The sequence below is a fragment of the Nocardioides luteus genome (assembly GCF_014648595.1).
Lineage (GTDB): Bacteria > Actinomycetota > Actinomycetes > Propionibacteriales > Nocardioidaceae > Nocardioides > Nocardioides luteus.
Genome location: NZ_BMRK01000011.1, coordinates 85,792 through 110,977, shown reverse-complemented (window position 1 = coordinate 110,977; position 25,186 = coordinate 85,792). Strand labels below are relative to the sequence as shown.

The following is a 25,186-nucleotide window of genomic DNA, read 5'->3' as shown; positions in this document are numbered from 1 at the left end:
CTCAGCCTCCGCCGCCCGGGAGGATGTTCGAGACGTACCAGACGTTGTCAACCAGCGTCATGTAGACGATGACGGTCGGACCGTCGGTGGCCACCTCGACGCGCGCCTCCCCGTCGGCCTGCTCGAGCACCTTCGGGGTGCCGACCACCTTGGTCGCCGGAACGGTGGCCGGGTCGGTGGTGCCGAGAGCCTGCGCCAGCGACTCGTCCGGGCGGGCGGCGTTGATCCCCTCCCACCACTGCTCCGTGGTCAGGTCGGGACGAGCCCAGGCGGTGACGAACTTGGTCGCCAACGGCAGCGGGTCCGGGACGGGAGCCGGAGAGCCGGTGGGGCTGGGACTCTGCCCCGCCGACGCGGCGCCGCGGTCGGGCTGCGAGGCCGGCTCGGTGTCGGGGGCGTCGCTCCACTGCGCGATGAGCCAGATGACGAACACGATGCCGACCGCCACCGAGAAGAAGCGGAACGGCGACCTCATGGGCCACCTCAGCACCGGCGCGATGACCTCCCACAGCACACCACGCGTCGTTGTCGACCGCACTACCGGGCTCCTCCTTCAGCTGACCCCCAGCTCGGACTGTTGTCGACGGGCACCGCACGGTTCCCGCTCGGTGAGTAGATGACGAAGACCGGGTTCCCGTCGGCGTCGTAGTCCACGTTGGCCTCCGCCACCGGTGACTGCCGCGGCGGCTCGGGCTCCCGGTCGGCGTAGCCGCCCGTGTAGTCGACGGGGCTCGGCGCCTCGGGCCGGTCGTTGTTGTAGACGCGCGCGGCAGATCCCACGGACGCCGCCTCCTCGTGGGCCGACGCCTCGCGGTACGCGGGCTCGTCGCGCTCGGTGGAGCGCGAGTCGAACCACTGACCGGCCACGCGCTCGCCGTCGTTGCCGCTCATCGAGGACCCCAGGGCGTACGCCGGTGGGCCGGCCGCAGCCGCCCCGGCACCCAGGGCTCCCGCGGCCGTCACCGGCGCCTGGTTGGGCACCTGCTGAGCGGTCATCGTCGAGCGCGTGCTGCCGGTGAGCTCGTGACCGGGCATGTAGACCCCACCGGGGCTCGAGACCGACCCGGTCCCGGCCGCCGGGCCCGCGGGCACCTGCTCGCGGTCGGCCGCGGCGTCGCGGACGCCGGCCTCGGTGCCCGCCCGGGCCCCGACGTACGACGTCAGCATCGAGGTCAGACGGCCCATCCCCGGCAGCGGGATGCCGTACGCAGCGGGGCGGGTGAGTCGCCAGGCGAGCACGGTCAGCACCGCGATCAGGCCCAGCTTGAGCACGAACCACATCGTCGAGGTGAGGATCGCCGAGTCGAGTCTGAGCAGGAGCAGCGCGACCAGGAAGTAGATCGGCCCCATCACCAGCGGGCCGACCACGCGCTTCAGCATCGCCACCGCGGCGTCGCGGGTGTGGTCGAGCATGAACAGGACGCCTGCGGCCGGCGCGAACGGCACGATCAGCCGGATCAGCGCGAAGGAGAGCAGGATCGCCAGCCCCGCGACCAGCAGGAAGCCGCACACGACGACGACCACGACGAGGTTGACCAGGGCCGTGGTCGCTCGTTGCGACCAGTGCTCGCCCTTGAAGAACTCATAGGCCACCGGGTCGGACTTCTTGATCGCCTCGGCGTGCTTCTTGAACGCGTCCTGCTTGGCCTCGAGGACCTTCTTGCCGTCGCCGTTGGGGTCCTTGCGGTAGGTGTCGTACTCCTGCCAGGAGAAGTGCGTCGAGCGGAAGACCCGCGGTCCGTACTTCTTCGCGGTGGCCGAGTCGGGGTCGCCGAAGGCGCCGGCGAGCCAGGTGCGGTACTGCGTCGAGCGCACCACCTCGTCCATCTGGCCGTCCACGGCCTTGACCGCGTCGGTCTCACCGAACTTGTCGTCGCCGACCCCGGGGACCGTGTTGCCGTCGTTGAAGCCGGTCGCGATGAGACCGGTCGCGGACCGCACGCCGTCGTCGACCAGCTTGGTCGACTCCACCGGATACTGGATCAGCCAGGACGTCACCACCAGCACGCCCAGCGCCCAGCCGGCCGCGGTGACCGCCCTGGCGAACCGCCCGTCGCGCGCCCGGATCATCACCGTCGCCGCGACCAGCAGCAGCACCACGCTCACCCACGGCGCCCAGACGCCGTCGGTGACGGCCTTGCTGGCGGTCACGATCGGGTCGTCGAGCACCTTGAGGAAGGAGTTCTCGCCGATCACCGCGTTGAGCAGCGCGTGGGACCAGTTGGGCATGATGCCGGAGATCTCCAGCATGATGTTGCCGATCGAGGTGCCGGCCCCGGCGATGAACTGGCCCGTGCACCCGTTGTCGTAGGTCCACCACTGCGGCGAGGTGCCGTAGGCCGACTCCAGCGAGACCTCGTCCTTGTTGCGGAACGGGTCGAGCTCGTCGTCGACCTTCTTCGGGTCGTTGAGCTCGGTGCCCGCCTTCGACGCCGCCCCCAGCGCCGTCATCCGCACGATGAAGGAGCCGTCGCCGTAGGGCGAGGCCGGCATCGGCGCGTCCAGGTTGTTGCACGCGTCGCCCACACCCGAGAGCCCGCCGGTGGGGTCGAACGGGATCGGGATGTCGATCGCAGAGGCAGGAGCCGCGAACGCCAGCAGGCCAGCTACCAGTACGACGAGAGCTGCTGCCCTCCGGCGCCACCCGCCGGTCGAGCCGCCGGAGCCGCCGGGCGGAGGCGTGTCGAGACCAGCACGGTCCCCTCGGCGCTCGAGGGGACTGTGTTGGTCTCGACACGCTCGCTGGCGCTCGCGGCTCGACCGGCGGAAGGCGGCCGCCATCAGCCGATCCCGTCCCCGGAGAGCTCGCTCGCGGAGAGGTCGGCCGGGTCGCCGCCGATGGCCCGGTTGACGCGGCGGGTCGGGTCGGCGGTGGTGTTGAGGGCCTCCTGCAGACCGGGGTGGTGGTTGAGGGTGACCTTGATGATCTCCATGCCGCCGTGGCCGGTGTCGCCGCCGAGACCGTCGCGGTAGATGAACTCACGGAAGCCGAGCTGCTCGTCACCGCGCCGCGTGCGCGGCGAGAGGCGCGCCAGGATCGACTCGTAACCCAGGCCCTCGGGCTTGCCGAGCAGCTTGAGCGCGTCGCGCTGGGCGTTCTCGTCCTGCGTACGTCCCACGAAGGCTGCGCCGACGAAGTTGTTGATGTCGGAGCCCAGGATCGCGGAGGCGTTCTGGGTGGAGACCAGCGCGGCGCAGTTGTTCTTGCGGGAGTCGCTGGAGAGCTTGTGCACCAGCGCGCGGCCGGTGCCGCCGGAGGCCTGGGTGACCTCGTGGGCCTCGTCGAGCGCGAACAGCTTCCGCTCGTTGGGGTCGCTCCGGTAGATCAGGTGAAGGGCCGACCAGGCCGCGAGGGTCATGATCGGGCGCGCCATCTGCTCCTCGGCGCTCCACTCCTCGCGCGGCACGTGCTCGGGCGGGGTGTTGAGACCCTTGAGGTTGTAGAAGGTGAACGGCGTGCCCTTCAGCTCCTCGTCGGACTGGAGGAAGTCGTTGCCGAAGAAGAGGCGGCCGAGCTCGCGCTCGCGGGCGGCGGCGAGCTCGCGGGCGATCTCGTGGTCGCCGTTGCCGCCCTCGAAGAGCATCTTCACGATCGTCGAGGTGTCCGCGCCACGGTCGGCCTGCGCCTCCATCACGCGGGCACGGATGCGCTTGAGCACCTCCTCGTTGTTGGCCAGCCCGACCGGCAGGCACGAGCGGAGCACGGAGACCGTGAGGTCGCGGCGCTGCTGGACGGCGGCCGACCGCTCCCGGTGGAGCCGCTCGGCGAACTCGTGGTCCGACATCGCCTCTGCCCGGATCAGCTCGGGGTTGGGGTCGGGGACGACCGCGTACGGCGAGAGCGAGCCCGGACGGCCGCCCAGGACGTCGACGCTGCGGGCGCGCGCGGGAACCTGGTGGCCGTTGAAGATCCCGCCGCCGATCTCCGGGAGCGTCATCAGTCGCTGCAGCCGGCCCGCCGGGTCCATGGCCACGCCGTGGATGCCGGAGAGGATCGACATGTAGATGATGACGCCCATCAGGGTCGACTTACCGGAGCCGGGCGTGCCGACCAGCGGGATCAGACCGGCCTGCTCCATGACCTCGGTGAGGTACCACGGGTCCATCAGCACCGCGCGCGAGGCCATCGCCGAGGTCTCGCCGAGGTAGAAGCCGCGCTTGTCGCCGACCTCCGCGGTGACCGCGGGCAGACCGGCAGCGACCTTGAGGACCGGGAACTTGCGGGCGTGGGCGGTGCTCGCGAGCGGCTCGCCCGGGACGAACTCGCGGGCCAGGTGGTACTGCCCCAGCTGGCGGGTGATCTTGATCTGCGGCCGGTAGAGGTCGACGACCTTCTGGGCCTTGTCGAGCGCCTCCGCCTCGGTGCGGCCGGTGACGGCGATGCGGTACCAGCCGCGGGTGCGGGTCGAGAGGCCGGTGAACTCCGAGCGCATCTCGTCCTCCACGTCGGCGGCGCGGCCGGCCTGGCGGGAGAGCTGCTTCGGCGGACGCTTGCCGTGGTCTTCGGACCAGTGGCTGACCTGGCCGTCGATACGGCGGGTGAGGCTCGCCATCTCTCGGGACACGTCCTCCGGCGAGCGAGGCTCGACCCGGAAGGACCACTCGACCGGGAAGCCGAGCGCGTCGGTCTTCGCCATCCACGGTGCATGGGTCTCGGGGACCTCGATGTCGCCGACCCGGGAGACGGTGAGCACGCAGACGTGGTTGGTCTCCTGGCGGCCACCGACGCTGCTGGTGACCTGCACGGTCGGCGCCAGCGGCTCGGCCGACCAGGCCACCGACTCGAACCACTCGGCCATGTCGTCGGTGTCGAGGAAGTTCTGCTGGGCCTCCCCCGGCTCGGGCACCGGGATCTTGGCGCCCAGGGAGAGCGAGCGGGCGATCATCCACTCCATGTCGTGGCCGACCGCGGGCCGCGCCGAGAAGCCCGGCCGTGACATCACCCGGTTGACCGTGTCGAGGCGCTCGCTGATCGCCGCCATCTCGCGCTCGGCGGCACCGGCGGAGAACTTCGCAAGGGTACGCACCGTCGCATCGCGTCGGCCGAGGTCGACGCCGTAGTAGACCAGCTTGTCGGCCTGGCTGTGGGCGGCCATGTGGGCCTGGTTGCGCGCCATCATCTCCTCGAACCCGGGCTGCGGGTCGGGGGCGTTGGCGAACGCGGCGTGCGCCCAGTGGCGTACGGGATAGGGGCGGGTGGTGACCCGACCGTGGACGGTGTTGCCGACGAGGTCGGCCAGCTGGCTGGCCTGGTCGGTGATCAGCGCCTCGAGGTCGGAGTGGGCACGGAACGACCAGGTTTGGGGCTCGGCGAGGTACCAGGCGATGATGCGGTCGTTGGTGAAGGTGAGGTGACCGCGCACCTCCTCGAGGGCCCACATGTCCCCTCTGGGCTCACGCGCGCCCTTCGAGTCGTCGCCGCCCCGGCCGAAGACGCGCTTGCGTCCCGGCTTGGGCTTCTCGAAGCCGGGCCCGTAGGCCCGCTCCGTTCGCGGCCGCCTCATGCGGTTCCTCCGTCGTCGGGTGCATCGTTCGGTGCGTCGTGGGGTCGGTCGCCGCCGTGGTGGCGCCAGTGGCCATCGTCCACGGTCTGCACGCCGCTGTCAGCCGTCGCCCAGTCATCGGGATTCTCTCTGGGGCGGGTGGAACCCGAGGGAGCATCGTCGAACGCGTCGAGACCGTCGGTGTCGTCGAAGTGGTCGAGTCCCGGCTCCGGCGCGATCACCACGGCCGGGCGCACCGCGTGGGAGAGCGGCAGGCGCGCGACCTTCGGCTCGAGGGTCGGCGCGGGTTCGGGCTCTCGGGGCTCGGGCTCTCGGGGTTGGGGTTCTCGGGGTTGGGGTTCTCGGGGCTCCGGCGCGGGAGTCTGCGTCACCGGGGCCGGCTCGGCCGCCTGGGGCGGCGGAGGCGGCGGCGGGGTGCTCGGCGTGGCCGGCTGCACCGCGGGCGGAGGCGGCGGCGTCGACTGTGCTGTCGACTCCGAGGCAGCCGCAGGCTGCTGGCTCTCCTGGCGGGCCTGCCAGGGCGCACCGCCCTTCCACGGTACGTCGCGGGGCTCGCGCGGCGACGGAGCCGGACGGCTCGACCAGCCACCCTTGGCAGGGCGCGTGCGACCGACCGGCTGCTGGCGTACGGACGCCTGGGGTGCCGGCTGGGGCTCGGGGAAGGCCGGGAGCGGCTCCTCGACCACCTTGGCCTCGATCACGGGCCGAACCGGGGCGGCCTTGCCGCGCACCGTCTGGCTCTGGGCGGTCGGGGTCGAGGAGACGACGGTCGCCTTCAGCACCCGCGGCTCGGGGGTTGCGCCCGGCGGCTGCGCGAACCGGCGGCCGGGACGGCGCATGGCCTTCGCCCAGCCACCTCGGGGGCTGGTGACGTGCCGGAACGCGACGGCCGCACCACCGGCGTACTGCACGCCGGTCTCCACGCGTGGCGTGGTCAGCTCGTGCCAGAAGGTCATCAGCCAGGCGCCGGCCGAGCTCTCCGAGCTGATGTAGTCGGAGGCCTTCATCGAGAGGTAGGAGGCGCCGATCAGCCACAGTCCCATGCTGAGGAGCGTCACCGGCATGCCGAGCTTGCGGAGCAGCACAAGCGTCAGCGGTGCGATGACCAAGAAGAGGAAGATGGTGCGATAACGCATCTCCCCGATGTAGCGACGAGGGGGACCGAGATAGGTCTGGTCGACCTCGTACAGCTCGTCGTCGTCAGGCAGCCTCATCCCCGAGAATCCCTCCCTGGGTAGCTAACGGGACCGGGTTCACCCCTTGAAGAGACCAGCCATCCACTGACCGAGATCCGTGGCGTTGTTGCCCACGGCCAGGCCGAGGACGCCCAGCCCGATGATCAGGCCGCCGACGATCGTGACGGCCTTGGAGATGTTGCCGCTGCGGGCAGCCCACAGGACAGTGACGCCCAGGATCAGGACGACGAGCGTGATGATGTTGTCGGTGATCCACTCGGCCAGGCCACCGGTGCCATATTCGGCGGCCTGCGTCGTACTTTGAATCAACTGGTGCGGTGCCATTGTTCTGCTCCCTTTCCCGAGGTGAGGTGTGGTTGCCGGATGCGTCCGGAAGTTATTCGGTTGTCCCGCCCGGCGCAGCCCCATGCGGCACCGGCGGGTGGAGGCGTCTCGCCCCTCCCGCGCGCTGACGCAAACTCCCGGACGTCGGCATTCTGGACAAACGCCACCGCCATATGAGACGAGGGTAGTCCCCAGACCGCCACAACGCACCTCGTTCCATCTGACGACACGGCTCCGACTCGCGGTTTCCGGCCTTCCGCGGCGACCTCCTGACACAGTTGTCATAGCACCCACCAGGGCGCCGAACGACCGCCCGGCGCACGCCTGTCCCGCTCAGTGGGCTACTTGGCCGTATTCTTGCGAGGGAAGGCTAACTTCGGGGAACCTATATCCCGGTGCATCCTCGCGAATTTCGCGCGCTTGCGTCCGGTTTCACGAATTTACCTTTCATTCAATCGGATTTCTCGGGAGGACGAGCTCACATGGACAAGAAGAAGATCTTCATCGTCATCGGCGTACTGTTCGTCGGGTTCTGGCTGTTCACCGATCCGCAGGGACTCACCAACACGGTTTCGGCCATCGCCGGCGGCATCTGGGGCGTCACCACCGACGTCTTCGGCGGCGTGATCGGCACCATCGAGGGCTCCACCCGCTGACCTCGGCAGCATGACGACGTCGACGCACGTGCGTCGGCGCGATGGGCTCCTTTTCTTCGCTGCCCGGTATGGGGACTGAGCAGCAGATAACTGTTTGACGCTCGCGATCGCAGTGACGAGACTGCGGTTGTCTCGATGTCAAGACAGTCTGGAGTCGACATGTCCCCTCGCTTCATCCGGTGGAGGGACACGATCCTCTCTGACGACCCGCTCATCCGGGCGATGTCGTACCAGTCGGTGCTGTCGGCCTTCGCCGAAGGCACCTTTCTCACCGGTTCGGCGGTCTTCTTCACTCAGATCGTCGGGCTCTCCGCCGCACAGGTCGGCCTCGGTCTCACGATCGCGGGCGTCGCAACCTTCTTGTTCGCCGTCCCCCTGGGCCGACTCGCGGATCGTCTCGGCACACGGTTCAGCTGGATCGCCGGTGCCGTGCTCCAGGCGCTGCTCTTCGGTGCCTGGGTCCTGGTCGGCAACTTCGCGGCGTACGTCGCCGTCGAGGTGCTCCTCGCGCTCGCCTCGTCCTGGCAGAAGTCGGGCCGCGACGCGTACCGGATCTCGGTCTTCCCCGCGGCCACCCGGGTGCGCGGCTTCGCCTACATGCGCGCGGCCCGCAACGTCGGCTACACGCTCGGCGCCCTCGCCAGCGGTCTCGCGCTGGCGGCCGACTCCAACACCCTGATCAAGGCGGTCCCGGTGATGACCGCGGTGGTGCTGCTGGTCAACGCCTTCTGGATCTCGCGCCTCCCCCGCCTCTCCACCCCGGCGCCCACCACGGAGATCGCCCAGGTCGTACGCGACCGCCTCGGCGCCCTGCGCAACCGCGCGTTCCTGGCCACGACGTTCTTCGACGGCGTTCTGGGCACCCACCAGGTGCTGCTCAACGTGGTCATCCCGCTGTGGCTGGTGCAGGAGACCGACGCGCCGCGGGTGCTGCTGGCGTGGCTGTTCGGCACGAACACGGTGATGGCCGTCGGCCTGCAGGTGATCGCCGCTCGCGGGGTGACCGACGTGACCACCTCGCTCAAGGCGCAGCGTCGTGGCGCGGTCTGCTTCCTGGCCTCGTGCGCCATCATCGCGGTCACCCACGACACCGTCGGCCTGCTCACCATCGCGCTGGTCTGGCTCGGCCACGTGACCGTCACCGGCGCCGAGCTCTTCCAGTCCGCCGGCGAGTGGGGCCTCGTCGCCGACCTCTCCGACCCCGAGCACCGCGGCGACTACCAGGGAGCCGCCCAGGTCGGCTACACCCTCGGCACCGTCTGGGCCCCCGCCGCCTACACCTTCCTCGCCATGGAGCTGGGTCATCTCGGGTGGGCGATCATCGCGGCGGTCATCGTCGCCGCCGCCGTCGGCGTACATCCCTCTGCTCGTGCTGCGGAGCGCTATCTGGCTCGTCGGGCGCAGCCAGTGGGTGCGGCTGTCTGAGCGGCGGCGCGGGCCGCTCTGCGTCGGGCTGCTCCGCGCGGGCTGCCGTTCCCCGTGTAACACGTCGTTCGTAGGACTACTCGCCCTATCAGAACGACCGGATAGTCCTACGAACAACGTGTTACCCGTCCCCGAGCCCCCGCCCCGGGCCACTCACCATCCACAGCCCCAGCTCGATCAGCAGTTGTCCACAGCCCCTGCGAAATCGCTCAGTACGTGTCGGAGCTCGCCAGCAGGCTGGTGCCATGAACCCTCGGATCCAGGCGATCATGTCGGCCAACCACGGGCTGATCACCCGCAGGCAGGCGCTCGCGACGGGCCTCGACCTCGAGGCGATCCACCGTCAGGTCGCGAGTCGCGAGTGGGTGGTCGTACGCCGCGGGGTCTATGCCGAACGCGCCTACGTCGAGAGCGTGACCCTCCTCTCGGACCGGCGACGTCTCCGCGACCGAGCGGCCTGCGCCGCGATCACTGTGCCGTTCGTGCGGAGCCATGACACCGCGGCCCTCGAGCTCGGGATGGGCATCCTCCTGCCGGTGAAACCCGAAACGCACGTCACCCGCCAGCCGGTCGTCGGCACACACAACAAGTGGGGCGTGAAGCATCATCTGGCGCCCTACCTCGAGGACCAAGTCGTGCAAGTCAACGGGTTCGATGTCCTCGGCCCGGCCCGCACGGCGGTCGACATCGCTCGCGAGCACGGCCGGCCGTACGGCGTGGTCGCCATGGACTCCGCACGCAGGATGGGCGTCTCGGTCGATGATCTCTGGGAGGTCCTCCATCACATGCAGCACTGGCCCAACCGCCGCCTGGTCAAGGAGGCGATCGCGCTCTCCGACGCTGGTGCCGAGTCGATCGGTGAGTCGCTCACCCGCGACGTGCTCGAGGAGCTGGGCATGACCGGCATCGAGACCCAGTTCGAGATCACCGACGGCGTACGCACCGCGCGGTTCGACCTCCGGGTCGGGCGTCACCTCTTCGAGTTCGACGGTCGCACCAAATACCTGCCGGTCGGTGACGGCGGTCTCGCGCTCCGCTCCGTCGACGACATCCTCGCCGAGGAGAAGGTGAGGCAGGACTGGGCCCACGGTTTCCACCTCGGGATGTCGCGGGTCGGCTGGGACGACCTCTTCGGCCGCAACCGCAGCTATCTCAAAGAACGCCTGCGCCGCGAATACCTGGCCACCTGCCACGCCTTCGGCACCGACATCTCCGACCTGGACCGATTCCGCGTCCGCCGGCCGAAGGCAGCCTGAGACTCAGACGAAGAGCAGAGGTACGCCGACGAGCAGCCCCCACACCAGGGTGGCCTGACCGGTCTGCTGGAGGACCGGGATCAGCCGCGGGCCGAGGTTGGCTCGATCGAGGATGGTGCGCACGCCCTGGGCGGCGACGGCGATGAACCCGAGACCGATCAGCGCCCACCACGAGGTCGTCAGCGCCACCAGCACGACCGCGATCGCGGCGACCGCGACGAGCGCGACGTAGAGCCAGCGCGTGCGGGCGTCGCCGAGACGTACGGCGAGGGTGATCTTTCCGGACTCGGTGTCGCCGGGGATGTCGCGGAGGTTGTTGGCGACCAGGAGCGCGGAGGTGATCGCGCCGACGCCGACGCCGGCCCACAGCGCGCCCCACTCCCACGACTGCGTCTGGACGAAGGTCGTGCCGATGACCGCGACCAGCCCGAAGAAGACGAAGACCATGACCTCGCCGAGACCGGCGTAGCCGTAGGGGTGCGAGCCGCCGGTGTAGTACCAGGCCGCGACCATGCAGACGAGGCCGATGAGGATCAGCCACCACGCCGAGGTCAGCGCCAGCACGAGGCCAGCCACGGCGGCGATGCCGAAGGCGATGAACGCAGCGCGCTTGACCGCCGCCGGCTTCGCGAGACCGGAGCCGGTCAGCCGCAGCGGACCGACCCGCTCGTCGTCGGTGCCGCGGATGCCGTCGGAGTAGTCGTTGGCGTAGTTGACCGCGACCTGCAGCGCGAGGGCCACCACGAGCGCGAGCAGAGCCTTCCACCAGACCAGCCCGTCGGCGTACGCGGCCACCCCCGTCCCGGCGATGACCGGCGCGAGCGCCGCGGGGAGCGTACGGGGCCGGGCCCCCTGGACCCACTGAGCAGAAGTTGCCACGGCGCTATTCAACACCCGGGGCTCGGAGCGGGCGCGCCGGGGATGTAACACGTCGTTCGTAGGACTATCCGGTCGTTCCAATAGGGCGAATAGTCCTACGAACAGCGTGTTACACGAGCCCACGAACCCCACCTGCCCCACCAGCCCCAGAAACCCCAACGACCCCTGCCGAGCGCGGCAGGGGTCGTCAGGTGGGGGGTGGGGGATGAATCAGGTCTTCGGGGTCTCGCCCGGCGTCGAGTCGACGCTGAGCTCGGCCTCCATGGCCTCGATCTCCTCGGCCAGCTTGTCGGGCGGCGGAGCGCTCGACTCGGTGGCCTCGGCACCGGCGCCGCCGGAGCCGGCGGTGCGACGCTTGTTCCACACGTCGAAGGCGACCGCGAGGAGGAGCACGAGGCCCTTGATGGCCTGCTGCCAGTCGATGGAGACACCGAGCAGCGACATGCCGTTGTTGAGGACACCCATCACCAGACCACCGATGATGGCGCCGACGACGGTGCCGACACCGCCGGTGACGGCCGCGCCACCGATGAAGGCGGCCGCGATGGCGTCGAGCTCGAAGTTCACGCCGGCCTTGGGGTTCGCGGCGGTCAGACGTGCAGTCGTCACGAGACCGGCCAGACCCGAGAGCAGACCCATGTTCATCATGACCAGGAAGTCGACGCGCTTGGTGTTGACGCCGGACATCGTGGCCGCGTCGACGTTGCCGCCGATCGCGTAGACGTGCCGGCCGAAGACGGTCTTGTTCATGATGAACGTGTAGACCACGATCAGGCCGCCCAGGATCAGGCCGACGATCGGCAGGCCACGGGCGTCGGCGAGCAGGTAGGCGAAGTACATGATCACGACGGTCAGCAGCGCCAGCTTCACCACGAAGAGGGGGAAAGGCAGGACGTCGAAGTTGTACGCGGCCTGAGCGTTGCGACGACGCACCTCGAGCACGATCAGGATCGCGACGGCGACGACGGCGATGATCAGCGTCAGGTTGTGCAGCCCGGTGTCCGGACCGATCTCGGGCAGGAAGCCGTTGCCGATCGCCTTGAACTGCTCCGGCAGACCACCGACGGTCGCGCCCTTGAGCACGACCAGGGTCAGACCACGGAAGAGCAGCATCGAGGCCAGCGTCACGATGAACGCCGGGATCCCGACGTACGCCACCCAGAAGCCGTGCCAGGCGCCGATGGCGGTGCCGATGAGCAGGCCGAGGAAGACGGCCAGCCACCACGGGAAGTCGTACTGGGTCATCATGATCGCCGAGGCGGCGCCGACGAAGGCGGCCACCGAGCCGACCGAGAGGTCGATGTGACGCGCCACGATCACGATCACCATGCCGATGGCCAGGATCAGGATCTGAGCGTTCTGGACGACCAGGTTGGAGACGTTGAGCGGCTTGAGCAGCACGCCCTCGGTCGAGATCTGGAAGAGGACGATGATCGCCGCCAGAGCGATGATCATCCCGTACTGGCGGACGTTCCCGCGCAGCGTGTTGAGCAGGGCATTCATCGGGGGTTACTTCCTCGCGTCCGCGGTCATGTAGCGCATCAGGGACTCCTGGGTGGCCTCTGAGCGGTCGAACTCATGGGTGATCACGCCCTCGGCGAGCGTGTAGATGCGATCACACAGACCGAGCAGCTCGGGCAGCTCGGAGGAGATCACCAGTACGCCGCGACCGCTGCGGGCGAGCTCCTGGATGATCCCGTAGATCTCGTACTTGGCGCCGACGTCGATGCCTCGGGTCGGCTCGTCGAGGATCAGCAGCTTCGGGTCGGTGTACATCCACTTGGACAGCACCACCTTCTGCTGGTTGCCGCCGGAGAGCTTGCCGACCCCGGCGGTGATCGACGGCGCCTTGATGTTGAGGTTCTTGCGGTAGCCCTCGGCGACCACGACCTCCTTGTGCTCGTCGACGACGAGCCCGTTGCGCAGCTTCTTCAGAGCCGCTGCGGTGACCGAGGTCTTGATGTCGTCGATGAGGTTGAGCCCGAGGCCCTTACGGTCCTCCGAGACGTACGCGATGCCGGCATCGATCGCCTGGGTGACCGTGTTCAGCTGCAGCTCGGCGCCGTCCAGGACCAGCGACCCGGTGGTCCGCGAGCCGTAGGAGCGTCCGAAGATCGACCGCGCCAGCTCGGTACGCCCCGCGCCCATCATCCCGGCGATGCCGACGATCTCGCCGGCTCGCACGGACAGGTTGGCCTGCCGGATGACCTCACGGTGGCTGTCCTGCGGGTGCATGACGGTCCAGTCGCGCACCTCGAAGAGCACGTCCCCGATGGAGGGGGTGTGGTCGGGGAAGCGGTTCTCGAGGTCACGACCGACCATCCCGCGGATGATCCGGTCCTCGTCGACGCCGCCGTCGGCGACGGAGAGCGTCTCGATGCTCTGGCCGTCGCGGATGATGGTGATCTCGTCGGCGATCTGCTCGATCTCGTTCAGCTTGTGGCTGATCATGATCGAGGTGATCCCCTTCTCCTTGAGCCCCTTCAGGAGCGCGAGGAGGTGCTGGGAGTCGTCGTCGTTGAGGGCGGCGGTCGGCTCGTCGAGGATGAGCAGCTTGACCTCCTTCGAGAGCGCCTTGGCGATCTCGACCAGCTGCTGCTTGCCGATGCCGAGGTGCTTCACCGGGGTCAGCGGGTTCTCCCGCAGGCCGACCCGGGCGAGCAGGTCGATCGCCTCGCGGTTGGCGCGACCCCAGTCGATGATGCCGCGCTTGGCCGTCTCGTTGCCGAGGAAGATGTTCTCCGCGATCGAGAGCTCGGGGATGAGGGCGAGCTCCTGGTGGATGATCACGATGCCGGCGGCCTCGCTCTGCCGGATGTTGCCGAACTTCGCGGTCTCTCCCTCGAAGACGATGTCGCCGGTGTAGGTGCCGTGGGGGTAGACCCCGCTGAGCACCTTCATCAAGGTGCTCTTGCCGGCGCCGTTCTCGCCGCAGATCGCGTGGATGTCACCGCGGTTGACGACGAGGTTGACGTCGGAGAGCGCCTTGACGCCGGGGAACTCCTTGGTGATGCCGCGCATCTCCAGGATCGGTGAGGTCATGTCGTTCCTGACTGTCTGGCCCGCGTGGCTGACCTTGCGCTCGCGGGAGGGCCAAGGCCGGGCCCGGCGTGGTCGCCGGGCCCGGCCTCGTGGGCACTACTTGATCTCGTCGGCGGTGTAGTAGTCGGAGTCGACGAGCACCTTGGTGACGTCGTCCTTGGTGACCGCGACCGGCTCGAGGAGGTAGGACGGCACGACCTTCTTGCCGTTGTCGTAGGTCTCGGTGTCGTTGACCTCGGGCTCCTCGCCCTCACCGACGGCGACGATCATGTCGACGGTCACCTTCGCGAGCTCGCGGGTGTCCTTGAAGATCGTGGAGTACTGCTCACCGGCGTTGATCGACTTCACCGACTGCACCTCGGCGTCCTGGCCGGTCACGACCGGGAGGTCGGCGGTGGTGTAGCCGTTGCCCTTGAGCGCGGCGATGATGCCGAGCGAGAGGCCGTCGTAGGGCGACAGCACGCCCTGCACCTTCTTGGAGGCGTACGTCTTGGTGAGGATGTCCTCCATGCGCTTCTGCGCGGTGGCGGGATCCCAGCGCAGGATCGCGGCCTGGTCGAACTTCGTCTGGCCCGAGGGGATGACGATCTCGCCGGACTTCATCAGCGGCTCGAGCACCGACATGGCGCCCTCCCAGAAGAAGGTGGCGTTGTTGTCGTCCGGCGAACCACCGAAGAGCTCGACGTTGTAGGGGCCCTTGCCCTTGGCCTTCAGACCGTCGACGAGCGAGGTCGCCTGCTGCACGCCGACCTCGAAGTTGTCGAAGGTCGAGTAGTAGTCGACGGCCTCGGTGTCGCGGATGAGGCGGTCGTAGCTGATGATCGGGATGTCCTGGGACTCGGCGGTCTCGAGGACCTCACCGAGCGCGGTGCCGTCGATGGCCGCGACCACGAGGACGTCGACGCCCTTGGTGACCATGTTCTCGACCTGGGAGACCTGGGTCGGGATGTCGTCCTCGGCGTACTGCAGGTCGACCTTGTAACCCTCGCCCTCGAGCTGCTTCTTGATGTTGTTGCCGTCGGCGATCCAACGCTCCGAGGACTTGGTCGGCATCGCGACACCGATCGTGCCCTTGTCGCCGTCCGAGCCACCGTCGCCGCCGCATGCCGCCAGGCCGAGCGCAAGCGCGGCCGCGGTGATCGTGGTGAGTACCTTGCGCACTTACCTGCTCCATTTCGTCTACGGCCGCGCGGAAGGCCGACGCGCCGCTGTCTGGGGGACTGCGAACCGGCTCTCGGGCCGGTCCACGGGTGAGCGCTGTCACGAATGTGAACGCTCACATTGGCACAATGTGCCTCTTTCCCTCCGGATGCGTCAAGTGCGGAACGAGGATGTTTCCGACTCGTGACTTACGGGAGTCTCCGTTGATCATCTGTGCACACAGGCGGCGCACAGGAAGGCGGTGAGACCCTCCTCAGAGGTGGCGTACGCCGACCAGCGACCCGGCACCGTCGGGCCAGGCGACCTGGATCGACTCGGCGCCGTCGGCGTCGGTGCCGTCGACGATGCGCTTGACGACGACCGTGAAGCTGCCCGCCTCGACGCGGGAGTCGGCACCGTGAGAACGGACCGTGACGCCGTCGAAGTGTGGCACCGCGTGACGGTCCCACGCGCCGGTGCCGGTCGCGGTGACGACGGCCTCCCGCCGCTCCACGAAGCGGCCCTGGTCGTAGACCTCCATCGCCTCCTGGCGAGCGCCGGTGAGCGCGGCGTTGAGCAAGGCCCGGACCGCCACCGCGTCGGCGCAGGCGTCGTAGACGTAGCGCTTCCCGAGCGCCGAGTGGTCGGTGGTGGCCATCAGGAAGTCCTCGGCACCGTCGAGCGGAGCCGCGCGATAGGAGACCGGGAGATGGACCACGGAGTCGCCGACCTCGAGGAGCACGCACTCGATGCCGACCTTGCCGGCCGGGTCGTCGAACCGGTAGGAGCCGATCGTGCCGGTCAGCTCACCCTGGCACCACGCCTGGGTGGCGAGCCAGGCGCCGAAGATCTCCTTCTTCGACGGGGTCAGGGTGGCCTTGTGAATGATCGACATGACCGTTGTCTAACAGGTCAGGAGACCTTGTGGCCATCGCCTTCGCCGCTGGAAGCGGTGTCGACCGAGGAGTCGATCTCGTCGTCCTCCTTGGCGCGGGCCGCCTCGACCGCCCGCGCGGCCCGGGCCTCGACCTTCTCGGCGAAGGCACGGCGCTGCGGGTCGAGCACGAAGAAGGAGAGGATGCCGCTGATCACGAACGCCAAGATGATGGCGAAGAACAGGTTGACCTCGCCCGCGACGAGCGACCAGATGCCCGCCACGATGCCGAAGGTGGCGACCAGCGACAGCAGCCGCAGGCCGGTGTAGATCCAGAACTCTTTCATGGGGAATCCCTATCGGGTGGTCTCGACGACCTCGACCACCGAGGCGGTCGGAGCGGGCGCAGCGTAGGAGTGCTGCGACGTCGAGGAGAAGTAGTTGATGCCGATGAAGTTGAACCACAGGGTGGCCAGGCCGACCAGTGCGACGATCGCCGCCTTCTTGCCCTTCCACCCCGCGGTCGCACGCGCGTGCAGGTAGCCGGCGTAGACGACCCAGGTGATGAAGGCCCAGACCTCCTTGGGGTCCCAGTTCCAGTAGGAGCCCCAGGCCTCGTGGGCCCAGATCGGGCCGGAGATCAGCACGCCGAAGGTCCACACCGGGAAGGCGAAGGCGTGGATGCGGTAGGAGACCCGGTCGAGCGCCTCCAGCTCGGGCACCCGGGCCAGCAGCGTGGCGTCGGGGTAGCGCTTCTTGAGCAGGTACGCGACCGAGGCGATGCCGCCCAGCGTGAACGCACCGGTGGCGATGATGGCCGCGATGACGTGGATGACGAGCCAGTAGGAGTTGAGCGCCTCGGTCAGCGGCGCGACCGGCTCGTAGAGCCCGACCACGGCCAGCATCAGCACCACGAAGGTGAACCCGAGCACCCACGTCGCCATCCAGGCCAGCTTCAGCCGGCGGTAGAGGACGACGTACGCAGCGGCGACCACGAACGAGCCGGAGATCGTGAACTCGTACATGTTGCCCCACGGCACCCGGTTGGGGTCGGCGGCCATCCCGCGGGAGACGAGCGCCACCAGGTGGCAGGCCACCGCGATCACGGTCAGCAGCAGGCTGAGCCGCCCGAAGAGGGCGGCTCGCTGCTCACGTACGGCAGCAGCGGCGTCGGCCGGAGTCTCGGTCTCGTCGGCAGCGGCACCCGCGCCGACGAGCTCCTTCTCCGCGACCGAGGCCTTGGCGCGGGAGAGCCAGGCCGACCACTCGGCCACCGCGCAGAGCAGCGCCAGGAAGTAGACGGTCCCGGCGGCCGTGATGGCCTGGTTGCTGAGAACTCCCCAGGTGTGGTCGGTCATCAGTTCTCCTCGTGTGTTCGCGCGCCTCGTAAGGTCTCCGCGAGGCCAGTGACTACGGCAGCGGTGTCACCACCGCCGGAACGGTCGAGCGCGGCGATCTCGACCAGTGTGCCCCCATCGGCGCGGCGGGCGCGAACCCACACCCGCCGGGGTCGGATGAACAGCGACCCCAGCAGCCCGACCAGGGCGAGGGAGACGCCGAGGAGCGCCCACTCCTTGCCGGGGGACTTCGAGATCTGCACCCGGTTCCACTGCTGGACGTCGTCGAAGGAGATCGAGCCGAGACCGTCGGGCAGCTCGGCCGACTCCCCCAGCCGCAGGTTGAACGCCTTCCCGGTGTGGTCGGGCGACATCATGTGGGCCTTGGACGTGTCGAGCGAGTAGACCGACTGCGGGCCGGCGTCGAGGTTGAGGTCGCCCCGGAAGCCCTGCAGCGAGAGCATCGCGTGGGACCCGTCGCCGATGTCGCCGGTCAGGTTGACCGGCTCGCCGTCGACCGTGCCCTCGAAGGGGTAGAACAGACCCTGGAAGCCGAGCTCCTCGGGTGAGGAGTACGGCGCCTTCACGACGCCGAAGGAGAGCAGGTTCTGGCTCTGCGGCAGGAAGATCGTGGGCCCGGAGTAGGACACGTTGCCCTCGCCGTCACGCACCGTGATCACCGGCGCGTAGCCGTGAGCGAGCAGGAAGACGTCGGTGCCGCCGACGGTCAGCGGGTGGTTGACCTTGAGGTCGTAGGCCTTCTCCTCGCCGGTGCCCTCGGTGTAGCGGATCTTCGAGTTGAAGCCGCGCGCGGTGCCGGCGCCCTTGCCGGTGGTGAGCCACTCGGCGTGGAAGTCGTCGATCTTGAAGGTGAATTCGTCGAGGTCCTCGGGCGCGAAGAGGGAGCCGGGCTTGAGGTCGTCGTACTGCGACATCTCGTTGGCGAAGCCGTACTCCTCCCCCACCAGCACGATCACGCCGCCCTTGTAGCCGAACAGGCTGCCGAGCGCGAACGCCACCAGCACGATGATCAGCGACATGTGGAAGACCAGGTTGCCGGCCTCGCGCAGGTAGCCCTTCTCCGCCGAGACGGAGTCGTCCGGGCTTTCGGTGGTCGAGCCGGTCGAGCGCCGGAGCCGGTAGCCCCGCAGCGCCTTCCGAGCCGCGGCGAGCACCTCCTCGGGCTCCTCGTCGGTGACGTACGTCGTGGAGTCGGGCAGCCGGGTCAGGTTGGCCGGGGTCGCCGGCGGCTGAGCGCGCATGGCGCGGGCGTAGACCAGGCAGCGCGGGATGATGCAGCCGACCAGGGAGACCATCAGCAGCAGGTAGATGGCCGCGAACCACGGGGTCGAGTAGACGTTGAAGAGGCCGAGCGTCTCGTAGATCGGGGTCAGCGTGGTGTGCGCCTCACGCCACTGGTCGGCCTTGAGCGAGTCGACGCCGTCCTGCGGGATCAGCGACCCCGGCACGGCCGCCAGCGCGAGCAGCAGGAGCAGGATCAGCGCGGTGCGCATCGAGGTCAGCTGGCGCCAGCCCCAGCGCGCCAGCTCGCGCGCGTTGAGCTCGCCCGGGCGGCGTACGTCCTGGCGCTCGTCGTTGTCGGGGGTCGAGGTGGTCACAGTGCGATGCCCTCCCAGCGCTGGACGAGCTGGACCTGCAGCCACTGGACGCCGTTGTCCCACCAGCCGGTGAGCATGGCGATGCCGATCAGGATCATCAGCACGCCGCCGATGATCGTGATCGCGCGGGTGTGGCGGCGGAACCAGCTCAGCGCGACGGTGGCCTTGCGCCACATCACCGCGACGAGCACGAACGGGATGCCGAGGCCGAGCGCGTAGACCGCGAGCAACAGCCCGCCGCGGGCGGCGGTGCCCTGGTCCCAGGCGAGCCCGGCGATGACGCCGAGCGTCGGCCCGGTGCACGGGGTCCAGGCCAGGCCGAAGAGGAAGCCGAGCAGCGGCGCGGCGGCGAGGCCGACGGCCGGCACCTTGTGGAACTTCAGGTCGCGCTGCAGCAGCGGGATGAAGCCCATGAACGCGATCCCCATGACGATCGAGAGCACGCCGAGGACCTTGGTGCCGGTCTGCTGGAACTCGAGCAGCTTGTAGGCGATCCCACCCACGGTGATGCCCATCAGCACGAAGACGACCGAGAAACCGGCGACGAAGAGCAGCGAGCCCGCGAGCATGCGGCCGCGGCGTACGTCACCGGAGGCGAGGTCGGCGCCGGAGAGACCGGTCGCGTAGGAGAGGTAGCCCGGCAGCATCGGCAGCGTGCAGGGCGAGACGAAGGAGAGGAACCCGGCCAGCAGCGCGACGGGGATGGCCAGGATCAGCGACCCGCTGCCCGCGGTGCTCGCGAACCAGTCGGTCATGCCTGCTCCCCGGCCGAGGAGATGAGCTCGTCGAGCGTACGCGCGGAGGGGATCTCACCGCGGATCAGCGCGGCCACACGTCCCTCGGCGTCGAGGATCGCGGTGGCCGGGATGGCGCGAGGCGCCAGGGAGCCCTTCAGGGCGAGGACGGCAGCGCCGTCGGGCGAGTAGACCGAGGGGTACTCCACGCCGTAGTGGCGCTCGAAGGCCAGGCCCTGCGCGGCGGAGGCGTCGCGGGTGTTCAGCCCGACGAAGGCGACCTCGTCACCCAGCTCCTCGTAGGCGGCCTGGAGCATCGGCATCTCCTTGCGGCACGGCGCGCAACCGGTCCACCACACGTTGAGCACCGTGACCTTGCCGCGGGTGTCGGCGAGGTCGAAGGGCTTGCCCTCGAGGGTCTCGCCGGTGAGCTCGACGGGCTCGCCGCGGTCGGCAACCGGGATCTCCTGGGTGCGGCCGTCACCGGAGATGTAGCCGGCCTCGTTGGTGCCGCTCTGGCCGCAGCCGGCCAGCAGGGCGACCATGACCGTCGCGATGAGGGCGCGCACACCCCACCGGTGGCCGAGCTCGAGACCACCAGTCCTGTACCACACGCCGCAGACTCTTCCTGACAAAACTGAGAGCCTTGTTAAGACTCTTCCGCGTCGCCGGCCGAGAACGGTGCGTACTTGTCCTTCGCGGGCAGCATGTCGCCGGCCGGCTCGCTGTAGGAGAGCGCGACGAACTCGTCGTCGACGAAGTGCAGCGAGGTCAGCGAGCACAGCGCACACTGGCGGCGGCGCGGGTCGTGGAGGAAGCTGCGACCCTCGATGTGGAGCCGGGTGGTCCAGATCGGCAGCTGGTGGGAGACGATGACCGCCTCGTGGCCGCGAGCCAGGTCGCGGGCGTCGTGGATCGCGTCCATCATCCGGGCGACGATCTCGAGATAGGGCTCGCCCCACGACGGCTTGAGCGGGTTGATCAGCTTCGGCCAGACCTTCGGGTCCTTCAGCGGACCGAGGCCGTCCTTGAAGCTCTTGCCGACGAAGAGGTTCTCCGACTCGAGCACCCGCTCGTCGAGCGAGATGTCGACACCGAGCGCCTTCGCCAGCGGGCCCGCGGTCTGCTGCGCACGCTCCAGCGGGCTGGAGATCACGTGGGTGATGTCCTGCCCGCCGATCCGGTCGGCGACCCGCTCGGCCATCTGCAGGCCGAGCTCGGAGAGGTTGTAGCCGGGCCTGCGCCCGTAGAGGATCCCCTCCGGGTTGTGCACCTCACCGTGACGCAGCAGGTGAACCGTCGTCTCCATACTCACTTCCCGTCCTTCGAGCCGGTGGTCGAGCTTGCCTCGGCCGCCACCTCGGCAGCGTACGGAAGCGCATCGATGATCTGCGAGACCGCCCGGTCGTCGTGGGCCGAGGAGAGGAACCAGGTCTCGTACGCGCTCGGCGGCAGGTAGACGCCCTGGTCGAGCATGGCGTGGAAGAACCCCTTGTATGCCGCCTCGTCGGTCGTCTTGGCCTCGTCGAAGTTGCGCACCGGGCCCTCGGTGAAGAAGACCGAGAACATCGTGCCGGTCGACTGGATGACGTGCGGCAGGCCGACCTTGGTGAAGCTCTCGGCGACCGCGGCCTTCACGGTCTCGGCGGCCTTCCCGATGTGGGCGTAGACCTCGTCGGTGGCCAGCCGGAGCGTGGTCAGGCCGGCGGTGGTCGCGACCGGGTTCCCGGACAGCGTGCCGGCCTGGTAGACCGGCCCGTCGGGGCTGAGCGCGCCCATCACGTCGGCACGGCCACCGAAGGCCGCGGCCGGGAAGCCGCCGCCCATGACCTTGCCGAAGGTGACCAGGTCGGGCGTCCAGCCCTCGCTCTTGCCGTCCAGACCCCACTGGCCCTGCTTGCCGGCCCGGAAGCCGGTCATCACCTCGTCGGAGATGAACAGCGCACCGTTGGCCTTGCAGGTGGTCGCCAGGAACTCGTTGAAACCTGGCTCGGGCGGGACGATGCCCATGTTGCCCGGCGAGGCCTCGGTGATCAGGCAGGCCACCCGGCCGGCGTACTCCTCGAACGCGGCCGTCACGGCGGCCCGGTCGTTGTAGGGCAGCACGACGGTGAGCTCGGTGCTGCTCTCGGGGACACCCGGGGTGCCGGGGACCGCGTGGGTGACCAGGCCGGAGCCGGCGCTGGCGAGCAGGGAGTCGACGTGGCCGTGGTAGTTGCCGGCGAACTTGAGGATCACGTCGCGCCCGGTGAAGCCGCGCGCCAGCCGGATAGCACTCATCGTCGCCTCGGTGCCGCTGCTGACGAACCGCACCTTCTCGACCGGCGCCCGGCTCACGATCTCCTCGGCGAGCTCGACCTCCGGCGTCGTCGGCGTGCCGTAGGAGGTGCCACGCGTGACCGCGTCCAGCACCGCCGCCTGGACCTCGGGATGGGCGTGGCCCAGCAGCATCGGGCCCCAGGAGCAGATCAGGTCGACGTACTCGTTGCCGTCGACGTCGGTCAGCCACGCCCCCTTCGCCTCTCGGATGAAGCGTGGGGTGCCGCCCACCGCGTTGAAGGCGCGCACGGGCGAGTTCACACCGCCCGGCGTCACTGCCTTCGCTCGGGCGAAGAGCGCTTCGGATGCCGCTGCGGACAGGGGTGAGATGTCGTGAGGCACCGGTTCATTCTTCCCCAACGGCACCCGAATCCCCATTCCGCACGCATCATGGAGCGCGTGTCGGGTTACCCGTGCGTACGAGATTCTCGGCTCACCGTCATGAACTGCAACAAACTGCGTCTCATCGGCGTCTCGTTAACTGGAACGCAATGTGTCAGTAAAACGTGACGTGCGTAACTTTGACGTGAGACGGTTCGTTGAGAACGTTGCGATTGGGGAGCAACCCCCGGGGTATTCACAGCTCGGGGATTGAGAGGGAGATTCGATGTCCGCTACGCGCTACAGCCGCCTTCAGAAGGCGACCGCGCTCGTCCCGCTCGCGCTCCTCAGCGCGGCTTGGACGGTCAATGTCACCGGTCTGACGCAGTCGAGTGCCACAGCTTCAGGTCCTGCCGGCTATGACGACGCCTTCAGCCTGCCCGACGGCACCTCGGTGCCGTCCGAGGCGATCGAGGCGCCGGCCAGCGTGTCCGCCTCGAGCGGCAAGGGTGACAAGTCGCTGCCGGGCACCGCCAGCGCCGCCGGCATCCCGTCGGCCGCGCTCGCCGCCTACCAGCGTGCGGCCACCGTGATCAACGCCGCCGACGCCTCGTGCAAGATCGACTGGCCGCTGATCGCTGCGATCGGCCGGGTCGAGTCCAACCACGGCCGCGCCAACGACAACCGGCTCACCGCCGAGGGCGTCTCGACCCCCGGCATCTTCGGGGTGCCGCTCAACGGCAAGGGCAACGTCTCCCAGATCACCGACACCGACGGTGGGCAGTACGACGGCGACACCAGCTACGACCGTGCGGTCGGGCCGATGCAGTTCATCCCGTCCACCTGGGCGATGGTCGGTGTCGACGCCGACGGCGACGGCAAGCGCAACCCGCAGGACATCAACGACGCCGCGCTCGCCAGCGCCGTCTACCTCTGCTCCGGCGACGACGACCTCTCCACCGACAAGGGCGCGCGGGCGGCCGTCTTCCGCTACAACCACAGCCAGGCGTACGTCACCACGGTGCTCGGCGTCGCCGAGGCCTACCGCTCCGGCGACTTCACCTCGATTCCCAACAGCACGGTCCCGGTCGACTACGCGATCCCGCGGATGGAGGCCCCCAAGCCGGCCAAGGAGAAGGGCCGCGAGTTCCGCGCCGGCGGCCCGAAGGCCGGCCCGCGCGGCGGCGGCGCTTCGCAGGCCCCGTCCTCGCCGTCCACCGAGGCTCCCTCGGGTGAGACCCCTGGCGGCAGCAACGGCGGCAACACCGGTGGCGGATCCGGCTCCGGTGACGGCGCCACCAAGGACCCCGCCAAGGTGCTGGAGCCGGTGACCAAGCCGGTCGAGAAGACAGTGGCGACCGTCGCTGAGCTGACCACTGTGTGCACCAAGGCGGTCGTCGACCAGCTCGGCGCAGTCCTTGCTCGCACGGTCCCCCAGAGCACGATCACCGACTGTGTGGCGCAGCTGCAGGGGAAGACGCTGCCGGAGGCGACCGGCGCTGTCGGCGGCATCCTGACCGGCCTCCTGAAGTTGCTCGGCCTCGTCAAGTAGGGCATCGCCCCCGCTGGTCGAGCCGCGAGCGCCAGCGAGCGTGTCGAGACCAACACAGTCGTTCCGCGCGCTCGACGGGACTGTGTTGGTCTCGCCTGAGGGCTCCAGCGGCTCGGCCGTCTCCCGGCAACTCGGCCTGCTCGCGAGCTGTAACACGCTGTTCGTAGGACTATTCGCCCTATCTGATAGGGCGAATAGTCCTACGAACGACGTGTTACACGTCGAACGGACCCCAGACGGCGGGGGTCTCGACAAGCTCGACCACCAGGGGCGGCAGGCTCAGGCAGCCGGCTCGTCGTCCTCGTACTCGGTGACGTAGTCGCGGCCGGCCTCACGGACGGCGGGCAGCGAGGAGGCGTCGGTGAGGAGGGAGCTGAGGTGGTAGTCGGCGACGGACTGGGCCAGCGACTCGGAGCTCGCGGTGGCCTTCTCGTCGTCGCGGCGGCCGTGCCAGAGCCGGTGCTGGGCGCCCTCGTTGAGCGAGAGCAGCATCAAGGCGGTGTCGGTGGGGTCGGTCGCGCGCAGCTCGCCGCTGTCCACGCCCTGCTCGAGGAGCTGGGCAGCCGCGGAGCGCAGCTTGTCGCCGTCCTCCTCGAACCCGGCGAAGACGGCCGGCTGCGCAAGCGCGGCGACCTCCAGCTCGTAGAAGTCGAGCGGGGCGGTGCACAGCTGGCGGACGTCGGTGTAGAGGAAGGCGTAGAGCCGCGGCGCGGCTGGGCCGTCGTCCTCGAGAAGCTTCTCCGCGAGCGTGAGCGACTCGCGGTTCTTCTCCATCAAGGCGGAGAGGATCTCCTCCTTGGACTTGTAGTAGTAGTACATCGAGGACTGGCGCAGCCCGACGCACTCGGCGATCTGACTGATCGTCGTCGCCGCGACCCCTTGCGCAGTGAAGAGCCTGGATGCTTCCTTGAGGATCTCTTCTCGTGGATTCGCCGAATCGCGTCCACTGTTGCGCGGCCGACCGGTGCGCTTGGGGCTGCCCAATTCTCGATTGGTCACGATCTCGAG

General features: G+C 69.0%; 22 protein-coding genes. 4 read left to right on the top strand and 18 right to left on the bottom strand.

The window, feature by feature from the left end:
- Position 1: 1 nt before the first annotated feature.
- The 5 genes from IEY81_RS14870 to IEY81_RS14850 form a co-directional block, all read right to left on the bottom strand.
- Positions 2-475 (bottom strand): hypothetical protein, encoded by a 474-nt coding sequence (locus tag IEY81_RS14870; RefSeq protein ID WP_189119262.1) that lies wholly within the window; start codon positions 473-475, stop codon positions 2-4.
- Positions 476-537: 62 nt separating this feature from the next.
- The gene (locus IEY81_RS14865; protein ID WP_189119261.1) at positions 538-2,781 is read right to left on the bottom strand and encodes a hypothetical protein; all 2,244 of its coding nucleotides are present in this window, start codon (positions 2,779-2,781) and stop codon (positions 538-540) included.
- Complete coding sequence (locus IEY81_RS14860) at positions 2,781-5,504, bottom strand: ATP-binding protein (protein WP_189119260.1); 2,724 nt, start codon at positions 5,502-5,504, stop codon at positions 2,781-2,783. Before IEY81_RS14860 ends, IEY81_RS14865 begins: the two co-directional genes overlap by 1 nt.
- Positions 5,501-6,718: a hypothetical protein gene (locus IEY81_RS14855; protein WP_189119259.1), complete on the bottom strand. Its 1,218-nt coding sequence runs from the start codon at positions 6,716-6,718 to the stop codon at positions 5,501-5,503. Before IEY81_RS14855 ends, IEY81_RS14860 begins: the two co-directional genes overlap by 4 nt.
- A 39-nt stretch (positions 6,719-6,757) precedes the next feature.
- Complete coding sequence (locus IEY81_RS14850; RefSeq protein WP_091043078.1) at positions 6,758-7,024, bottom strand: hypothetical protein; 267 nt, start codon at positions 7,022-7,024, stop codon at positions 6,758-6,760.
- Positions 7,025-7,506: 482 nt separating this feature from the next.
- On the opposite strand from IEY81_RS14850, the gene IEY81_RS14845 reads away from it, so the two are divergent.
- From IEY81_RS14845 to IEY81_RS14835, 3 genes are all read left to right on the top strand, one after another.
- Positions 7,507-7,680 (top strand): hypothetical protein, encoded by a 174-nt coding sequence (locus tag IEY81_RS14845; RefSeq protein WP_189119258.1) that lies wholly within the window; start codon positions 7,507-7,509, stop codon positions 7,678-7,680.
- Between the two features lie 159 nt (positions 7,681-7,839).
- Complete coding sequence (locus tag IEY81_RS14840) at positions 7,840-9,105, top strand: MFS transporter (protein WP_189119257.1); 1,266 nt, start codon at positions 7,840-7,842, stop codon at positions 9,103-9,105.
- Between the two features lie 245 nt (positions 9,106-9,350).
- Complete coding sequence (locus IEY81_RS14835) at positions 9,351-10,361, top strand: type IV toxin-antitoxin system AbiEi family antitoxin domain-containing protein (RefSeq protein WP_189119256.1); 1,011 nt, start codon at positions 9,351-9,353, stop codon at positions 10,359-10,361.
- 3 nt (positions 10,362-10,364) lie between these two features.
- On the opposite strand, the gene IEY81_RS14830 is transcribed toward IEY81_RS14835, so the two are convergent.
- The 12 genes from IEY81_RS14830 to hemL all read right to left on the bottom strand — a co-directional run bounded on the left by IEY81_RS14830 (position 10,365) and on the right by hemL (position 22,647).
- Positions 10,365-11,240, bottom strand: a complete 876-nt coding sequence (locus IEY81_RS14830; protein ID WP_189119255.1) for a 1,4-dihydroxy-2-naphthoate polyprenyltransferase — start codon at positions 11,238-11,240, stop codon at positions 10,365-10,367.
- Between the two features lie 210 nt (positions 11,241-11,450).
- Positions 11,451-12,743: a multiple monosaccharide ABC transporter permease gene (gene mmsB, locus IEY81_RS14825; protein WP_189119254.1), complete on the bottom strand. Its 1,293-nt coding sequence runs from the start codon at positions 12,741-12,743 to the stop codon at positions 11,451-11,453.
- 6 nt (positions 12,744-12,749) lie between these two features.
- The gene (gene mmsA / locus IEY81_RS14820) at positions 12,750-14,282 is read right to left on the bottom strand and encodes a multiple monosaccharide ABC transporter ATP-binding protein (protein ID WP_189119253.1); all 1,533 of its coding nucleotides are present in this window, start codon (positions 14,280-14,282) and stop codon (positions 12,750-12,752) included.
- Positions 14,283-14,378: 96 nt separating this feature from the next.
- A complete protein-coding gene (chvE, locus tag IEY81_RS14815) occupies positions 14,379-15,443 on the bottom strand; it encodes a multiple monosaccharide ABC transporter substrate-binding protein (RefSeq protein ID WP_189119252.1) in 1,065 nt (354 codons plus the stop codon).
- A gap of 253 nt (positions 15,444-15,696) precedes the next feature.
- A complete protein-coding gene (locus tag IEY81_RS14810) occupies positions 15,697-16,317 on the bottom strand; it encodes a maltokinase N-terminal cap-like domain-containing protein (RefSeq protein WP_189119251.1) in 621 nt (206 codons plus the stop codon).
- 17 nt (positions 16,318-16,334) lie between these two features.
- Positions 16,335-16,643: a DUF4229 domain-containing protein gene (locus tag IEY81_RS14805; protein WP_189119250.1), complete on the bottom strand. Its 309-nt coding sequence runs from the start codon at positions 16,641-16,643 to the stop codon at positions 16,335-16,337.
- A gap of 9 nt (positions 16,644-16,652) precedes the next feature.
- Positions 16,653-17,654 carry a c-type cytochrome biogenesis protein CcsB gene (ccsB, locus tag IEY81_RS14800; RefSeq protein WP_189119249.1) on the bottom strand — a complete coding sequence of 334 codons (1,002 nt, stop codon included), beginning with the start codon at positions 17,652-17,654 and terminating at the stop codon, positions 16,653-16,655.
- A complete protein-coding gene (gene resB / locus IEY81_RS14795; protein WP_229787885.1) occupies positions 17,654-19,252 on the bottom strand; it encodes a cytochrome c biogenesis protein ResB in 1,599 nt (532 codons plus the stop codon). The genes ccsB and resB overlap by 1 nt, the downstream gene beginning before the upstream one ends.
- On the bottom strand, positions 19,249-20,007 hold the full coding sequence (locus tag IEY81_RS14790; protein ID WP_189119248.1) for a cytochrome c biogenesis CcdA family protein: 759 nt from the start codon (positions 20,005-20,007) through the stop codon (positions 19,249-19,251). Before IEY81_RS14790 ends, resB begins: the two co-directional genes overlap by 4 nt.
- Positions 20,004-20,600, bottom strand: a complete 597-nt coding sequence (locus IEY81_RS14785; RefSeq protein ID WP_229787884.1) for a TlpA family protein disulfide reductase — start codon at positions 20,598-20,600, stop codon at positions 20,004-20,006. The genes IEY81_RS14790 and IEY81_RS14785 overlap by 4 nt, the downstream gene beginning before the upstream one ends.
- Before the next feature lie 35 nt (positions 20,601-20,635).
- Positions 20,636-21,295, bottom strand: a complete 660-nt coding sequence (locus IEY81_RS14780; protein WP_189119247.1) for a histidine phosphatase family protein — start codon at positions 21,293-21,295, stop codon at positions 20,636-20,638.
- A 2-nt stretch (positions 21,296-21,297) separates the two neighbouring features.
- Positions 21,298-22,647, bottom strand: coding sequence for a glutamate-1-semialdehyde 2,1-aminomutase (gene hemL / locus IEY81_RS14775; RefSeq protein ID WP_189119246.1), 1,350 nt, complete (start codon positions 22,645-22,647; stop codon positions 21,298-21,300).
- 265 nt (positions 22,648-22,912) lie between these two features.
- On the opposite strand from hemL, the gene IEY81_RS14770 reads away from it, so the two are divergent.
- The gene (locus tag IEY81_RS14770; RefSeq protein WP_189119245.1) at positions 22,913-24,178 is read left to right on the top strand and encodes a lytic transglycosylase domain-containing protein; all 1,266 of its coding nucleotides are present in this window, start codon (positions 22,913-22,915) and stop codon (positions 24,176-24,178) included.
- 279 nt (positions 24,179-24,457) lie between these two features.
- On the opposite strand, the gene IEY81_RS14765 is transcribed toward IEY81_RS14770, so the two are convergent.
- On the bottom strand, positions 24,458-25,177 hold the full coding sequence (locus IEY81_RS14765; protein WP_189119244.1) for a TetR/AcrR family transcriptional regulator: 720 nt from the start codon (positions 25,175-25,177) through the stop codon (positions 24,458-24,460).
- Between the last annotated feature and the right edge of the window lie 9 nt (positions 25,178-25,186).

What these genes read in the sequence shown, in the direction of transcription:
- IEY81_RS14870 (WP_189119262.1), bottom strand. Translation starts at nt 475, where the DNA reads ATGAGGTCGCCGTTCCGCTTCTTCTCGGTGGCGGTCGGCATCGTGTTC.
- IEY81_RS14865 (WP_189119261.1), bottom strand. Translation starts at nt 2,781, where the DNA reads ATGGCGGCCGCCTTCCGCCGGTCGAGCCGCGAGCGCCAGCGAGCGTGT.
- IEY81_RS14860 (WP_189119260.1), bottom strand. Translation starts at nt 5,504, where the DNA reads ATGAGGCGGCCGCGAACGGAGCGGGCCTACGGGCCCGGCTTCGAGAAG.
- IEY81_RS14855 (WP_189119259.1), bottom strand. Translation starts at nt 6,718, where the DNA reads ATGAGGCTGCCTGACGACGACGAGCTGTACGAGGTCGACCAGACCTAT.
- IEY81_RS14850 (WP_091043078.1), bottom strand. Translation starts at nt 7,024, where the DNA reads ATGGCACCGCACCAGTTGATTCAAAGTACGACGCAGGCCGCCGAATAT.
- IEY81_RS14845 (WP_189119258.1), top strand. Translation starts at nt 7,507, where the DNA reads ATGGACAAGAAGAAGATCTTCATCGTCATCGGCGTACTGTTCGTCGGG.
- IEY81_RS14840 (WP_189119257.1), top strand. Translation starts at nt 7,840, where the DNA reads ATGTCCCCTCGCTTCATCCGGTGGAGGGACACGATCCTCTCTGACGAC.
- IEY81_RS14835 (WP_189119256.1), top strand. Translation starts at nt 9,351, where the DNA reads ATGAACCCTCGGATCCAGGCGATCATGTCGGCCAACCACGGGCTGATC.
- mmsB (WP_189119254.1), bottom strand. Translation starts at nt 12,743, where the DNA reads ATGAATGCCCTGCTCAACACGCTGCGCGGGAACGTCCGCCAGTACGGG.
- mmsA (WP_189119253.1), bottom strand. Translation starts at nt 14,282, where the DNA reads ATGACCTCACCGATCCTGGAGATGCGCGGCATCACCAAGGAGTTCCCC.
- IEY81_RS14810 (WP_189119251.1), bottom strand. Translation starts at nt 16,317, where the DNA reads ATGTCGATCATTCACAAGGCCACCCTGACCCCGTCGAAGAAGGAGATC.
- IEY81_RS14805 (WP_189119250.1), bottom strand. Translation starts at nt 16,643, where the DNA reads ATGAAAGAGTTCTGGATCTACACCGGCCTGCGGCTGCTGTCGCTGGTC.
- ccsB (WP_189119249.1), bottom strand. Translation starts at nt 17,654, where the DNA reads ATGACCGACCACACCTGGGGAGTTCTCAGCAACCAGGCCATCACGGCC.
- IEY81_RS14790 (WP_189119248.1), bottom strand. Translation starts at nt 20,007, where the DNA reads ATGACCGACTGGTTCGCGAGCACCGCGGGCAGCGGGTCGCTGATCCTG.
- IEY81_RS14780 (WP_189119247.1), bottom strand. Translation starts at nt 21,295, where the DNA reads ATGGAGACGACGGTTCACCTGCTGCGTCACGGTGAGGTGCACAACCCG.
- IEY81_RS14770 (WP_189119245.1), top strand. Translation starts at nt 22,913, where the DNA reads ATGTCCGCTACGCGCTACAGCCGCCTTCAGAAGGCGACCGCGCTCGTC.